This is a genomic window from Lipingzhangella rawalii (assembly GCF_031628175.1).
In the GTDB taxonomy this organism is placed as follows: Bacteria; Actinomycetota; Actinomycetes; order Streptosporangiales; family Streptosporangiaceae; genus Lipingzhangella_A; species Lipingzhangella_A rawalii.
This window is the reverse complement of sequence record NZ_JAVLVT010000003.1, coordinates 58561-72577: the sequence shown is the minus strand read 5'-3', so window position 1 is coordinate 72577 and position 14017 is coordinate 58561. Positions and strand designations below refer to the sequence as shown.

The 14017-nt window shown below is 67.0% G+C and carries 13 protein-coding genes; 1 reads left to right on the top strand and 12 read right to left on the bottom strand.

Features of this window, described 5'->3' with window-relative positions; translation table 11 throughout:
* Positions 1–27: 27 nt before the first annotated feature.
* The 11 genes from RIF23_RS07145 to RIF23_RS07095 form a co-directional block, all read right to left on the bottom strand.
* Positions 28–1014 (bottom strand): ABC transporter substrate-binding protein, encoded by a 987-nt coding sequence (locus RIF23_RS07145; protein ID WP_310911614.1) that lies wholly within the window; start codon positions 1012–1014, stop codon positions 28–30.
* On the bottom strand, positions 1007–2977 hold the full coding sequence (locus tag RIF23_RS07140) for an ABC transporter permease (protein WP_310911613.1): 1971 nt from the start codon (positions 2975–2977) through the stop codon (positions 1007–1009). The genes RIF23_RS07145 and RIF23_RS07140 overlap by 8 nt, the downstream gene beginning before the upstream one ends.
* A 1-nt stretch (position 2978) precedes the next feature.
* On the bottom strand, positions 2979–4142 hold the full coding sequence (locus tag RIF23_RS07135) for a quaternary amine ABC transporter ATP-binding protein (RefSeq protein ID WP_310911612.1): 1164 nt from the start codon (positions 4140–4142) through the stop codon (positions 2979–2981).
* A 73-nt stretch (positions 4143–4215) separates the two neighbouring features.
* Entirely contained in the window at positions 4216–5760 is a 1545-nt protein-coding gene (locus tag RIF23_RS07130) for a GMC family oxidoreductase (RefSeq protein ID WP_310911611.1), read from the bottom strand.
* Between the two features lie 14 nt (positions 5761–5774).
* Positions 5775–7313 (bottom strand): aldehyde dehydrogenase family protein, encoded by a 1539-nt coding sequence (locus RIF23_RS07125; protein WP_310911610.1) that lies wholly within the window; start codon positions 7311–7313, stop codon positions 5775–5777.
* A gap of 520 nt (positions 7314–7833) precedes the next feature.
* Positions 7834–8058 (bottom strand): helix-turn-helix transcriptional regulator, encoded by a 225-nt coding sequence (locus RIF23_RS07120; protein ID WP_310912080.1) that lies wholly within the window; start codon positions 8056–8058, stop codon positions 7834–7836.
* Positions 8059–8128: 70 nt separating this feature from the next.
* A complete protein-coding gene (locus tag RIF23_RS07115; RefSeq protein WP_310911609.1) occupies positions 8129–8977 on the bottom strand; it encodes an ABC transporter permease in 849 nt (282 codons plus the stop codon).
* A complete protein-coding gene (locus RIF23_RS07110) occupies positions 8974–9966 on the bottom strand; it encodes an ABC transporter ATP-binding protein (RefSeq protein ID WP_310911608.1) in 993 nt (330 codons plus the stop codon). Before RIF23_RS07110 ends, RIF23_RS07115 begins: the two co-directional genes overlap by 4 nt.
* Positions 9967–10480: 514 nt before the next feature.
* Positions 10481–10837: a fluoride efflux transporter FluC gene (locus RIF23_RS07105; RefSeq protein ID WP_310911607.1), complete on the bottom strand. Its 357-nt coding sequence runs from the start codon at positions 10835–10837 to the stop codon at positions 10481–10483.
* Positions 10834–11385 carry a fluoride efflux transporter FluC gene (locus tag RIF23_RS07100; RefSeq protein WP_310911606.1) on the bottom strand — a complete coding sequence of 184 codons (552 nt, stop codon included), beginning with the start codon at positions 11383–11385 and terminating at the stop codon, positions 10834–10836. Before RIF23_RS07100 ends, RIF23_RS07105 begins: the two co-directional genes overlap by 4 nt.
* Positions 11386–11439: 54 nt before the next feature.
* Complete coding sequence (locus RIF23_RS07095; RefSeq protein ID WP_310911605.1) at positions 11440–12207, bottom strand: alpha/beta fold hydrolase; 768 nt, start codon at positions 12205–12207, stop codon at positions 11440–11442.
* A gap of 422 nt (positions 12208–12629) precedes the next feature.
* On the opposite strand from RIF23_RS07095, the gene RIF23_RS07090 reads away from it, so the two are divergent.
* Entirely contained in the window at positions 12630–13460 is an 831-nt protein-coding gene (locus RIF23_RS07090) for an SURF1 family protein (RefSeq protein ID WP_310911604.1), read from the top strand.
* Positions 13461–13480: 20 nt separating this feature from the next.
* On the opposite strand, the gene RIF23_RS07085 is transcribed toward RIF23_RS07090, so the two are convergent.
* Positions 13481–13942: a DUF3817 domain-containing protein gene (locus tag RIF23_RS07085; protein WP_310911603.1), complete on the bottom strand. Its 462-nt coding sequence runs from the start codon at positions 13940–13942 to the stop codon at positions 13481–13483.
* Between the last annotated feature and the right edge of the window lie 75 nt (positions 13943–14017).

The following is a 14017-nucleotide window of genomic DNA, read 5'->3' as shown; positions in this document are numbered from 1 at the left end:
CCGTCTGGCTGTCGTCCTCCCCGGACGTTAGTTGTGGTCCTCGGCGGTTCCGTCGGGGATCCACTCCTGCCAAACGTCCGGGTTGTCGTTGGCCCATTCCTCGGCGGCCTCGGCCGGGTCCATGCCCTCGTCCGCGATCATGCCGGCCACCTCGTTCTGGTCCGCGTTGGTCCACGTCCAGTTGTCCACGAGCTGGTAGGCGGGACCACCGTCCACCGCGAAGCCGACCCGGAAGATCTTGTTCAGATCGTAGACCGGGTAGTCGCAGGGCACGTACTCGGGATCGTCGGCGCAGCCCTCCTCGTACTCGGGCAGCTCCACCCGCACCAGGTCCAGCTCGTTGAACAACCACTGCGGCTCGTAGAAGTAGAACAGCACCGGTTCCTCATTGGCGTACCTGTTGCGGACCTCAGTGATCTGAGCCGCCTCGGAGCCGGCGTAGACAATCTCGTAGTCCAGGTCGAAGGCGTTGATCATTCCCTGATCCTGGGTGACGAACCCGGGATCGCCGGCCAGGAACTCCCCCGCATCCCCGGTCTCGGCGGTCTGGAACACCTCCGCGTGCTCGTGCAGCCCCTCCAGGGTGTTGATTCCGGGATATTCCTCGACGAGGTACTCGGGCATGTACCAGCCGATCTTGCCTTCGTTACCGTTCGGCCCGCCGTCGATGACCGTGCCGTTGCCGTCGGGCCCGTAGAGTTCGAGGAGGTCCTCGTGCCCCCAGTTCTCCACGATCACGTCCAGCACGCCCTGGTCCAGGGCCTGCCAGGAGGGCTGTTCGTCCAGCCGCATCAGCTGGACCTCGTAGTCCAGCTCCTCCTCGAGTAGGTGGGCGAGCACCTCGGCCGAGGCCTCGTAGCCAACCCATCCATTCAGTGCGATGCGGACGGTTCCCGGGTCCTGCACCAGTGCGGTGGTTTGCACGGCACAGGAGGACAGCACCGCGGTGGACACGGCCACGGCCGCGCCCGCCCGCAGCGAGCGGGTGGTCCGGGCGGTCCACGGCTCACGCATTGGACTTCCTCCCCTGAGTAACGCGGTCCAGGAACAGTCCCAGGCACACGATGGCGAGTCCCGAGGTCAGCCCCAGCCCCAACTCGTTCTGGGCCAGACCGAACACGACGTCGTAGCCCAGGGAACCGGCACCGACCAGCGCCCCCATGACCACCATCGCGAGGACCATCATGATTCCCTGGTTGACGGCCAGCAGCAGCGAGGACCGGGCCAGTGGCAGCTGCACCTTGGTGAGCAGCTGCCAGGAGGTCGACCCGAGGGACCGGGCCGCCTCCATCGCGTTGCCGGAGACGCCCCGGATCCCGTCATTGACCAGGCGAATCACCGGCGGAAGTGCGAACACCACTGCCGCGGCGAGGGCGGGGACCCGGCCCACACTGAACAACGCCACCGCGGGGATGAGGTAAACGAACGGCGGCAGCGTCTGCATCGCATCCAGAATCGGACGCAGGATGGCGGCGAACACGTCGCTGCGTGCGGCAAGCACGCCGATCACCACACCCAGCCCGATGGTGACGGCAGCGGCCACCAACACCTGGGAGAGGGTGTCCATACTGTTGTCCCACACCCCGAGCAGGCCCGTGGCCAGGATGGACAGGCCGGCGGTCGCGGCAATGCGCCAACCACCGACGACCGCGCCGATGGCGGTGGCACACAGGACCACGATCACCCACGGTGTCTGGGTGAGCAGCGCGCTCAGGGGGTTGAGTACCCATTCCAACAGCAGGGTGCCCGCCGCGGCACTGGCATCGCCGATCGTCGCCTGGATCTGCTCGTTCACGGCGTTGACCGGGGAGGCCAGGTCGAAGGACCACGCGTCCGGCCAGCCATCCACGTCCAGCATCCAGGCGATCACCGCACCCAGGGCAACCACCAGGCCGCCACCGAGCAGCGTGGGAATCCGCAGCGCCGGGGGAATGTCGGGGGTGTGTGCCCCGTGCCCGGCCGCGCCCGTCACCCGGTCCATGGCGATGGCCAGCATGACGATGGCCAGACCGGCGGTGAACGCCTCGCCGACGTTGACCTTGGCCAGGGCGTCGTAAATCGCGTCACCGAGACCACCGGCTCCGATCACCGAAGCGATCACGACCATGGAGACCGCCAGCATGATCGTCTGGTTCACACCGAGCAGGATGGTGCGCTTGGCCATGGGCAGCTGCACCTTGGTGAGCAGCTGCCAGGAGGTGGAGCCCAGCGAGGTGGTGGCCTCCACCGCCCCCGGATCCACCTGTCGGATGGCCATCGCGGTGATCCGAACCGCCGGTGGAATCGCATACACGGTGGTCACAACCGCGGAGGCCGGGTTGCCGATGCCGAACAACAACACGAACGGCAGCAGGTAGGCGAACGCCGGCATGATCTGCATGAAGTCCAGAACCGGCCGGATCAGTGCGTGGAACCGGTCGCTGCGACCGGCCAGGATACCCATCGGGATGCCGACCAGCAGTGCCAGCGCCACCGAGGTGATGATCAACGCCAGGGTGGTCATCGCCTCGTTCCACAACCCGGTGAGTCCGAAGACCCCGAATGTGGCCACCACCAGTAGTGCGACCCGCCATCCGGCGACCCGCCAGGCGGCGAGGGACCCCAGCAGGACGACACCCGGCCAGCTGAGCGCGGTAAGCCCCTGGTTGATCCAGGAGACGGCCGATCCGAGACCAACCGAGATGTAGTTCAGGAAGTACAGGAACAGCGGGCTCGCGTTGCGATTGGCAACCACCCACTCGTAGACGGCGTCCAGGCGGGCCATGATCCAGGCCCCCAGGGCATCCGGGAAGGTGCCGAGCCAGGCGGGCAGGTCGACGACGCGCGCCACCAGGTAGCCGGCCACCAGCAGGAGCAGTACCCCCGCCATCTGGGCTCCCGGGCGCCGGGTCCAGTCCGGCAGTCTGCGCGCTGTCGACGCCGGGTCCGCTGCGGATTCGGCTGTATCTGCGGTTCCGATCGGGGTTGCGGTGGCCATGTCACGCCTCCGCGGTGCTGTGGTCGGTGGCGGGTGCACTGTCCGTGACCTCGTCGACGCCGACCTTGCCGACGTCGTCGGCCTGCTCCTGTGCGATGGCCCGAAGTACGTCGTCCCGGCCCACGTAGCCGAGTAGCTTGCCGTCGTCCATCACCCGGACCGGGGCAGTGGACGAGGCCAGCACCGGAACGATGTCGGAGACGATGGTGTCCGGGGCCGCCACCGGCCCATCCAGCCGCTCGGACTCGAACGGTTGCCGCATCAGCCACCGCACGGTCAGGACCGTTGTGCGCGCCACATCGGAGGTGAAGTCCCGCACGTAGTCGTCGGCGGGAGTTGCGACAACCTCCTCCGGGGTGCCGACCTGGACGAGCTCACCGTCCCGCATGATGGCGATCCGGTCCCCGAGCTTGAGTGCCTCGGAGAGGTCGTGGGTGATGAACACCGCTGTCATCCCCAGCTCCCGCTGGAGCCGGCACACCTCCTGTTGCATGTCCCGGCGAATCAGCGGGTCCAGGGCACTGAACGGCTCGTCGAACAGCACGACCTCCGGATCCACCGCCAGCGCACGGGCCAGACCAACCCGCTGCTGCATACCCCCGCTGAGCTGGGATGGCTTGGCCTTCTCGCTCCCGGACAGGCCAACCATCTCGATCATCTCCCGGGCCTTGGCATATCGCTCGGCCCGGCCTATGCCCTGAACCTCCAGGCCATAGGCGACATTGTCGATGATCCGTCGGTTGGGGAGCAGTCCGAAGTGTTGGAACACCATCGCCAGCTTGTGCCGGCGCAGTTCCCGCAGCTCCTGCTGGGTTGCAGTGCCGATGTCGGCGCCGTCCAGGATGACCTGTCCGCCCGTGGGTTCGATCAGCCGTGTGAGACAGCGCACCAGTGTGGACTTTCCGGAGCCGGACAGGCCCATGACCACGAAGATCTCACCGGGACGGACATCGAAGGAAACGTCACGCACCGCCACCGTGCAGCCGGTCTGGGCATGGATGGTGTCGCGGTCGAGTTCCGCGGTGGGGGTGCCGAGGATCGTGTCGGCGCGCCGACCGAAGATCTTCCACAGGCCGCGGACCGAGATCTTGTGGTCGCCACCAGCGCCGTCGTCACTCTCTGTGTCCACGGGGGGCTCCGAGCTACTACCTGGTGCGGGGTTCATACTCCTGTATCTCCTGGGTTGGGGTCGCTCTGGTCAGCCGAGCGAGGCAGGTTTCGGCGTTCCCTCCGTTTCCTTAGGCGTCCGCCCGGATCAGGTCGGCGGCACGCTCCGCGACCGCCAGAACCGTGACCATGGGATTGGGGGACGGCATCGTCGGGAACACCGAGGCGTCCACCACGCGCAGACCCGAGAGGCCACGCACCCGCAACTGGGGATCGACCACCGCAGTGGTGTCGGTGGGCGCGCCCATCTTGCAGGTGCCTGCGGGGTGGTACACGGTGTGCGCCGCACGGCGTCCGAACTCCGAGAGCTCTTCGTCGGACTGCACCTGTGGTCCGGGAGCGACCTCACGGGAAATCCAGGACGCGAAGGGTTCGGTGGCGGCGATCTCGCGGGCGATGCGGATGCCGTCCACGATCGTGCGGGCGTCGTAGTCGTCGTCATCGGTGAAGTACCGGAAGTCCAGAGCGGGATGGACCTCCGGATCCGCGCTGGTGAGCCACAGCTTGCCGCGGGAGCGTGAGCGTGGAATGTTCGGGGTCATGCAGATCGCGTTGCGTGGCCCCGGTGAGGGGTAGCCCAGTCGGGCCGTGTTGTCGTCGAAGGGGACCTGGTAGACGTGGAACATCAGGTCGGGCCGGGAATCGCTGCTGTCCCGGCGCACGAACAGGCCACCGTCGGAGTGCATCACCGTGTTCTCGGGCACCGGCTTCGTGGTCTCCCACATGATGATGGACTCGGGATGGTCCAGCAGGTGCTCACCGACGCCCGGTAGGTCATGGCGGACCTGCACACCGACCGAACGCAGTTCCTCGGCCGGCCCGAGACCGCTCAACAGCATGAGCCGGGGCGTGTCGATCGCCCCGGCGCACAGCAGCACCTCGGTGCGCGCCCGGATGGTCTCCTGGTGGCCGTCCTGGGTGCGTACCCGCACACCGGTTGCCCGGTCACCGTCCAGGACCAGCTCCTGAGCCCAGGTCTCGGTACGCAGGGTGAGGTTGTGTCGCTGCCCCAGAATTGGGTGCAGGTAGGCAACCGAAGCCGAGGACCGGTGTCCCGTGTAGGGATCATAGGCGATGGACAGGAAGCCCACCCCTTCGCTGAATCCGCCGCCGTGTGAGGTGAGCGCGTTGAAGTCGCGCACCACCGGAACTCCGGTGGACTTCGCCGAGGCGGTGACCCAGTCCTGCACGAGCTCGTTCCGGTCCTGCGGAGCGACCGGGATGATGTTGCACTTGATCCGGTCGGCGTAGGACTGCACGGTCGCGTTGTCCCACCCTTCGGCACCGGCAGCCACCCAGTCGTCCAGGTCCTGGGGAAAGGGCCGGAAACTGATCAGGGTGTTGTGCGAGGAACAGCCCCCGAGCACCCGCGCACGCGAGTGCACGATGTGGGAGTTGCCGCGGGGTTGCTCCACGGTGGTGTAACCGTAGTCGAGGTCGCTGTCCAGGAGATCCAGCCACTCCCGCAGCCGGAGTACGCGTTCCAGGCCAACGTCGGAGGGGCCGCCCTCGATCACACAGACGGTCGTGTTCGGGTCCTCGGTGAGCCGGTTCGCGAGGACCGAACCGGCGGTTCCGCCGCCAACGATGACGTAGTCGAACTCGGTGTGCTCCACGTGTTCAGGTCTTTCTACTCACCGAACCAGCGCTGTGGCTGCGGGTTCAGGTTGCGGTAAATGTGCTTGGCCTCGCGGTACTCGTCCAGACCGGCGTGGCCCAACTCCCGGCCCACACCGGAGCGTTTGAATCCGCCCCACTCGGCCGCGGGAATGTAGGGGCCGTAGTCGTTGATCCACACGGTGCCGTGTCGGAGCCCCGCGGCGACGCGTTCACCGCGACCGGTGTCGTTGGTCCACACGCCACCGGAGAGTCCGTAGTCGGTGTCGTTGCCCAGCGAGATCGCCTCGGCCTCGGTCTGGAACTTCTCGACGGTGACGACGGGGCCGAACACCTCGGTCTGGACCACGTCCATTCCGCGGTGGCAGTTGGTGAGCACGGTCGGCCGGTAGAAGAAGCCGTCGGCCAGGTCCGGGCTCTGGGGCCGGTGGCCACCACACAGCACGTGCGCACCCTCGGCCACCCCGCGGGACACGAGATGCTCCACCTTCTCCCGGTGCTCCGCCGAGATCAGCGGACCGCATTCGACACCTTCGTGTTGCCCGCAGCCAAGTCGGATGTCGGAGGCGCGGCGGGCCAGCTCGTCCACGAAGGCGTCGTGGATGTCGGTGTGCACGATCAGCCGAGCTCCGGCCGAACACACCTGCCCAGAGTGGAAGAATCCGGCGATCAGTGCATAGTCGACTGCGGTGTCCAGGTCAACGTCGGGGAAAATAATGTTGGGGTTCTTGCCCCCGAGCTCCAGCGCCACCTTCTTCACGGTCTCCGCAGCGCGGGCCATGATGCGCCGTCCCGTGTGTAGACCCCCGGTAAAGGAGACGAGATCGACATCCGGGCTGTCGACGAGGGCGGAACCCACCGGGTCTCCCGCCCCCAACACGAGGTTGACCACCCCAGCGGGGGTCCCCGCCTCGACCGCGAGTTCGACGAGCTTGCCGGTGGTGACGGGGGTGAGTTCACTGGGCTTGATCACCATGGTGCAGCCGGCCGCGATGGCGGGGGCCATCTTCCAGGAAAGCTGGAGGAGTGGGTAGTTCCAGGGGGTGATCATGGCGCACACACCCACCGGCTCGTAGACGACCCGGCTGAGCACCTCCTCGGGACCGTTCACCAGCCGTCCCGGGTCGCTGGTGGCGAGGTCGGCGTAGTAGTCGAAGACGCCGGTCACGTCGTCGACGTCGATGCGCCCCTCTTCCACGGTCTTTCCGGTGTCGAGGGATTCCTGGAGGGCGATTTCCTCGCGGTCACGTCGGAGTCCCGCGGCGATACGGCGCAGGATCTCGCCACGCTCAGCGGCTGAGCGCGTGCGCCAGTCTCCGTTGTCGAACGCCCGGCGGGCCGCGGCAACTGCCGCTTCGGCGTCGACTGCACCACCCTCGCTGGCCACCGCCAGCACGGAGGCGTCGTAGGGGTTGAGGATGTCGCGTACCCCACCGGCGATCGAGGCGCGCCACTCGCCATCAATGAAATGGCTGGTGGCGGAGCGTGCACCGGGCTCGGAAACGTAGGTAGCTGACTGTATATGTGGGTTCGGATTTTGCGTCACGTTCATGGCTTTCCCGAGTCTAACCAGGGCAAACACCAAGACTTTGCCATCGGCATCCCCGGGCAATGAAATGCGATTACCGCAACAGCCCTACACAACAGGGATATTCTCGGAAAAACCTGGAGGGGTAGCCCGCCCGTGAGTGGCGAGGGTCACCCACGGGCGGGTGGCGTCGCCCACGAAGGGAGGGGAACTCGTGGGCGACGCCCCGCGAGCGGGACGGACACTCGCGGGAACCACGCGGGTGGAGGAGTCCCGCGACGGAGGATGCCGCGAGGCAACACCCTTCTGCCCAGCCAGGACAGTCGGACTCCCCGGGCCCGGAGCCAACTCCCTGGCTGCCTCCTCAGAATCGGGGACGGCCGCAGAGGGCGTCAATCCCCACAGACGCGAGCGGCCAGTTCCGGACACACGGTTAGGGCTGGACACGCCCGCCCGGGTCAGGGCTGAACCCACACTCCGGCGCCGGCCGCGAAGCCGGATGTCGCGGCGGTCAACCGACCGGACGCCGAAAGGCCATCACCGGTCAGCTTCCGGCCGCGGAGCTACCGGCACCTGTGGTGCCCAGCCGGGCGAAGGGTCGGATGGAGAACACGACCTCCACCGGAACCTCGAAATACTCCGCGATACGGAGAGCCAGGTGCAGGCTGGGACTGTACTCCCCCCGCTCCAGGTAGCCCACGGTCTGGTAGTGCACCCCGAGCGCCTCGGCAAGCTGGCGACGGGACACACCACGCTCCGCTCGCAGCATGGCGATCCGGTTGTAGACAGTCTCGCTGATCGCCGATCGTCCTCTCCTACGGGTCACCAGGGCTTGCCGGTCATACCCATCCCTGTAGGGCCTGCTGTTTTCGGGCCGCAACCCGGGCACCGGACTCCCCCCGCACCATCCGCCGCATCAGGATCGGGGCGAGAACCAAACCGACCGCCGCCCATACTCCCAGCACGCCAACCATCTCCAGCTGCCGCCAGGACCCACCGATCTCTGCTGCGGCCATCTGGTCCGGCAATAATGCGGCACGCACCCCGAGCCCGAGCCAGTACACCGGAAACACCTGGGCGACACCCTGCAACCAGGCCGGAAGTTCGGTGATCGGGTAGAAGATACCCGAGACCGCGATCAGCGCCATCATCGGCATATAGACCACGAACAGGTTCCGGGGGTTAGCGAACAGTGCCCCCACAACGGCACCGAGCGGAAGCACCGCCACCATGCCGAGGGTAAAGACGGCCAACAGGTGCAGCCATGCGCTGGGGTCACCCACACGGAGCCCCTCAACCAGCATCACTCCAGGTACCAGGAAGGCGAGCAGACCTGCCAGAGTCAAAACTGCCACCTTGAGAATCCTGCCAACCAGATAGCCCACCATTCCACGGGGTGTCGCCTTGGCACGCAGCAGCGTCCCATCCTCACGGTCCAGTGATATGGGGCCCGCCAGGTTCAACATCGCCATGGCGATGAACACACCCACGATCCCGGGCAGGACCATCACCGTCAGGTCGACGTCCGTGCCCGGGACCGTCGACCCGCGCATGAACACGAGAACCAGCAGCATCAGTACCGGCCAGAAGAAGTTGTTCCATAGTTCCTGGCCACTGGTAAACGCGTGCCGGACCTCGATTCCTCCGCGTTCGACGCCGAGCCGAACAGCCGTTGTCCACCTCGTCACGGGGCCACCTCCTCGGTGAAGGCGCGAACCGCGGTCTCGGAGTCACCGGACTCATGGGTGCGCACCATCGTCATGTAGGCGTCCTCCAGGCTGGCCCGGCGCACTTCCAGACCCTCAATGTCCGCACCGTGCTGGCTGTGCTGGCCGTGCTGGCTGTGCTGACAAAGCAGTTCCCGCACGTATCCGGTCGCGTCTGTCGTGCTGTGGACGAACTGCCGCCCGCCCTGGATCCAACGCACCTCACTCGTACCCGCCACCCGGAGCTTGAGCGCCTCCGGGGATCCGTCGGCGATGATCCGTCCGCCAGCCAGGACCAGGATCCGATCCGCGAGCTTCTCCGCCTCGTCCAGATCGTGGGTGGTCAACAGAACGGTGGTGCTCTGGTCGGCCAGCTCATGGACGACATCGTGGAACTCCCGCCGCGCCTGCGGATCGAACCCGGCGGTGGGCTCATCCAGGAACAACACCTCCGGACTACCGACCAGCCCCACAGCGACGTCGAGGCGTCGCCGCTGGCCCCCGGAGAGATTCTTGATCCGTGCCTGGGCGTACTCGGCAAGCCCGACGGTGGTGAGTAGTTCCTCCACGTCTCGGGGGCGAGGTCGCTGCGGAGTGGAATACGGCGCGTAGTAACGGGCGAGGTGGCCCAACAGTTCCCGTACCCGCCACAGGCTGTGATCCCGCCATGACTGCACCACAACGCCCAGTCGGGCCCGCCACGACTCACCGCCGTGAGCCGGGTCCTCGTCCAGCACCGTCACGGTTCCGGCCGAACGGCGCCGGAAACCTTCCAGTACTTCCACGGTGGTGGTCTTCCCGGCTCCGTTCGGCCCGAGGAGACACACCACCTCGCCACGATCGACACGGAAGTCCACACCGCGCAGGACCTCGGTCTCTCCGTACCGCATGCGGAGGTTGTGCACCCTGACCGTCGCCGGCGGTGGCGAGTGTTCTGCGTCGGTGGACGCCGACGCGTGGCGAGATGTCATCCAAGTCCTCCATCCGATATATAAAACGCTATGTTCGATAGTACATGTTATACATATCCGGGCAGGTCGAGGTGTCCGGCGCAGAGCGCATCAACAAGCTATGGCGCCACGTGGTCGGTGCGGAAGCTGGTCCATGACGCGGAGGCGTGGATTCTGTGCGCAAGACTGCCAGCGATGGACACGCCACCCGGCGCCGCGAGAAACACCCAGACCACACCACCCACCGGAGGGGAGGGCATTGTGGTCCCGGTCATCGCCGAACGGCACGCGTCGACTCGGCCGCCGGAGGCGTCGCGCCCTGGTGGGCACCGGTGGTGTCCTGCTTCCGGGGCGCTCCCCGCACGACGGCCAACGGGTCTGTCGCGGGCCCGGCGAAAAGCACCCCGGCCTGGTCCGAATCGCCCTCGCGGCATGGGAACGTGCCGTTCCCTCGTGCACAACGGTGCCGGACCTGCACGGCGACACGAGCGTATCCCATGCGTATACCGAGGCGGATCGCTCGGCGGGAGGGGAACTAGACAGTGTCGGCAAGAGCGGTGCCGAGGACGGCAGCGCCAAGGCCGGCGGTTACCGAGGCTGCGACATTCGCGAGTGCCAGCAGCCGTGCGCGATTCTGCGCAAGCCGCAGTGTCTCGTAGGCGAAGGTGGAGTAGGTGGACAGCGCCCCGAGGAAACCAACAGCCAACAGTGTGAACAGCCACGGCGGCAGACCGAGCGCCGCCACGAATCCGAACAGCAGGCAGGCCAGGACATTGGCCACATGGGTTCCCCACGGAAACACCGAGTCGTGCCTGGCCTGGACGAAACGGTCGACGAGGTAACGCGCGACCGCCCCCACAGCACCGCCAAGAGCGATCAGCACCACCATCATGTCTGGCCCCCACGCTGACGTGCCGCTACGGCGGCGATCGGCCGGCGCAGGACGCGTTCCGTGAGGGCAACACCGATCCAGGCAGCCGCCAGGCCACCCACCACATTGGCCGCCAGGAACAGCAGTGCCCCGGCCGCATCCGGTTCAGCGGCCGTCAACATGAGTTGGGCATCCACGATGTGCGTGGAAAAGGTGGTGTAGCCCCCGAGCAGACCGACCCCCAGGAAGGGACGCAGCAATCGGGAATGCGGAACCACCTGGGTGACCACCACCATCAACACCCCGATCAGGAGGCATCCCGACAGGTTGACCAGGAACGTCGCCCAAGCAAAATCACCCGGATCACGAGAAAACCACACATCCATCCCATGCCGAGCCACAGCCCCGCAGGCTCCCCCCACCGCGATCGCGGCCAGTACCGCCCCGGGGGTCCGGCGCAGTTCCCGCACATGCTGCGGGATGTGCAGATCCACGTCGGAATCGATCGGCTCCTGCGGACGAGGGCCGTTCTCGGGGACTCCCGGACGGTTGGGATCCCGGTGACTCACCTGCGACTCCTCGACTGACCTGGGGCTGAGCTGCGGTCAGCCTACCGCCGTCCCCTACCGGACGACATGCGGAACCATCGCCTCGTTGACCGCCGCGGAGCGTTCGATGTTGACCAGGTGGGCCCCACCGGGGATGCGCTCGTACCGGGCACGCGGCAGCATCGAAGCGAGGCGTTTGCCGTGTGCGGGCGGGGTCAGGGTGTCGTGCGCGGCTGCGACGACAACAACCGGTATGTGCACTCTGGCCAGCAGCGAGCGCTGGTCCGCGGCAGCCATCGCGGCCAGGCAGCCCGCCAACCCGTTGGCGTGCATCGCTGCACACTCCCGGGTGAGGCGGTCGATGATCTCGGGGCGCTGCATGTCGAACGCGGGAGTGAACCAGTGCTTGGTCAGTGCGGGGACCACGCTGGAGGTTCCGGAGGCGCGCACCTGGGCACTGTACTGCCACCACTGACGCCCGGCGGTGACCCGCGCGCTCGCCGATACCAGAGCCAGCCGGCGCACCCGTTCCGGCTGGGACACGGCCAACTGAACCGCGACCATGCCCCCGAATCCGCATCCCACCACACTGACCGTGTCGATGGCGCAGCGGTCCAGTACCGCGCGTACGTCCACGGCCAGTTCCTCCAGGGTGTAGTCCCCCGGCGGGGCCGGCGACGCCCCACTCCCACGATGGTGGATTTGCAGGACACGTGCGGTCCGGGTCAGCTCCGGCAGTTGTGGTTCCCACATGGTCCACTGTGGGCCGAGCGCGCCCAGCAGGAGTACCACCGGCGCGGACCGTGGCCCGTCAAACCGGTAATCGAGGGGAACGGCGGCCATTGGTGACCTCCCGGAGACAGCGGGAGAAAAAGCGTACCGGCTGCCGCTGTCCACAGTGGGTGATTCCACAACATCGGTGCCTGATGCTGGCACGAGCGGCCGGAGCGCACGAAAACGCGAGGGTCGCCTCCGCATCCCCCCTCAAAGTACGGAGGCGACCCTCGCCTTGGGAACGGTCGCGTTACTCCTCCCCCCAGAAGTCGCGACCTCACCGTGGCTTCGTGTCGCTGCTGGGCTCATCTCCAGCTCGCTGATAACCAGAGTACTCATCCCCACCTACTCGGACAACCCTCTGTGACTAATAATTACTTAAAGTAACTACCAGGTTCAGTTCTGGATCGGACCAAGTCGGGGCCAACCGCCCGCCTCACGGGGGGTGGCGCCAGCATCGCCCCAGGTCGACATAGCCTGGAACCGTGCTTATGCGACTTCTGTCCCCCCGGTGGCTTGGCATCCACCTGGCCATGGTGCTCGTGGTGGCGGGCTGCGCCCTGGGGGCCTACTGGCAGTACGCCGCGGCCAAGGAACCGGAACGAGACGCCCTGCCCATGGCGGAGAACTTTGCCGACCCCGTGGAGGTCGCCACGGTGACGTCTCCCGGTGAGTACCTGCCCACCGACAGGGCGAACCAGCCGGTGCAGGTCACCGGTCGTTACGACGCGGATCACCAACGGCTCACGCCCGGACTCTCCACAACCGGTGAGCCCGGGTTCCACGTGGTCGCGCCCGTGGTGGTCGACCCACCTCCCGATGCACCCGCCCCGGAAACGGACACGGCGGTCGCGGTCATCCGGGGCTGGCTGTCCGACGAGGAGGTCGCCTCCGGCGCCGATGCCCCACCCCCACCCGAGGGAGAGGTAACCGTCCTGGGGTGGCTGACCCCACCACAGCAGGAACCCACCGAGGGATTCACGCCGGTGGACATTCCCGAGGGACACGTGGAGCGCGTCTCTCCCGCCGTCCTTATCAACGAATGGCCCTACCAGCTCTTCGAGGGTTCGATCACCCAGACGGAACCCGACACGCCACAGCTGGAAACCTCCCCACCGGTGGAGACCCCGGAGAAGTACGAGTGGAACCTGCGCAATCTCAGCTACGCGGGACAGTGGGGACTGTTCGCCGTGGTGGCGCTGGCCTTCTGGGGATCACTGATCCGACGCGAGGCACGGGACACGGCCCTCCAACACGACGCGGCCGACCAGGACGGGCGGCCCGACACCCCGGCCCCGAACCCGCCCACGCCGATGCCCTGACCCGGGCCGGCCGGCGCCCGCTACGCCCCGCCGGATCCGGACACCATCGCGGCCTGCCCCCCGTCGCCAGCTTCGTCACCGTTGGCAACCGCACCGCCCTCGGTTCCACGCAGCCGCTCCCGCTCCCTCACGGCAAGGCGGTGCTCCACAACGAAGCCGAGAAACGGAATCGTGCCAGCCAGCATCGTGCTGACCGTGCCCCAGACGCCCCAACGCCGATCCACGGCCAGCCACAACACCGCCAGCACGTAGGCGAGATAGATGTAGCCGTGGGGCACGGCGATCAGAGTCATCAGCAGGCTGTCGTCACCGAACCATCCCGCCGCGGCCGCGGGCGGGTGCACCAGCGGAAAGGCCGCGTCCGCCCCGACCAGGTACTTCGCGGGCATCGCGACGAAGGTCAGCAGCAGCAGCCAGCCACTCGCCAAGAACGCCAGAACCCGGTACACGGTGAAGTTGATCGAGCCACTTCTCTGGGACACGCCGGCAAACCTCGCCCTGATAGACAACAACCGACCGGGAGAACCCCCGTAGACCCGGCCTGTCCCCGAGCCTAA

Excerpts from the sequence above, each read along its gene's own strand:
- RIF23_RS07090 (WP_310911604.1), top strand. The coding sequence starts at position 12,630 with ATGCGACTTCTGTCCCCCCGGTGGCTTGGCATCCACCTGGCCATGGTG.
- RIF23_RS07105 (WP_310911607.1), bottom strand. The coding sequence starts at position 10,837 with ATGATGGTGGTGCTGATCGCTCTTGGCGGTGCTGTGGGGGCGGTCGCG.
- RIF23_RS07095 (WP_310911605.1), bottom strand. The coding sequence starts at position 12,207 with ATGGCCGCCGTTCCCCTCGATTACCGGTTTGACGGGCCACGGTCCGCG.
- RIF23_RS07145 (WP_310911614.1), bottom strand. The coding sequence starts at position 1,014 with ATGCGTGAGCCGTGGACCGCCCGGACCACCCGCTCGCTGCGGGCGGGC.
- RIF23_RS07135 (WP_310911612.1), bottom strand. The coding sequence starts at position 4,142 with ATGAACCCCGCACCAGGTAGTAGCTCGGAGCCCCCCGTGGACACAGAG.
- RIF23_RS07140 (WP_310911613.1), bottom strand. The coding sequence starts at position 2,977 with ATGGCCACCGCAACCCCGATCGGAACCGCAGATACAGCCGAATCCGCA.
- RIF23_RS07110 (WP_310911608.1), bottom strand. The coding sequence starts at position 9,966 with ATGACATCTCGCCACGCGTCGGCGTCCACCGACGCAGAACACTCGCCA.
- RIF23_RS07125 (WP_310911610.1), bottom strand. The coding sequence starts at position 7,313 with ATGAACGTGACGCAAAATCCGAACCCACATATACAGTCAGCTACCTAC.
- RIF23_RS07120 (WP_310912080.1), bottom strand. The coding sequence starts at position 8,058 with ATGCTGCGAGCGGAGCGTGGTGTGTCCCGTCGCCAGCTTGCCGAGGCG.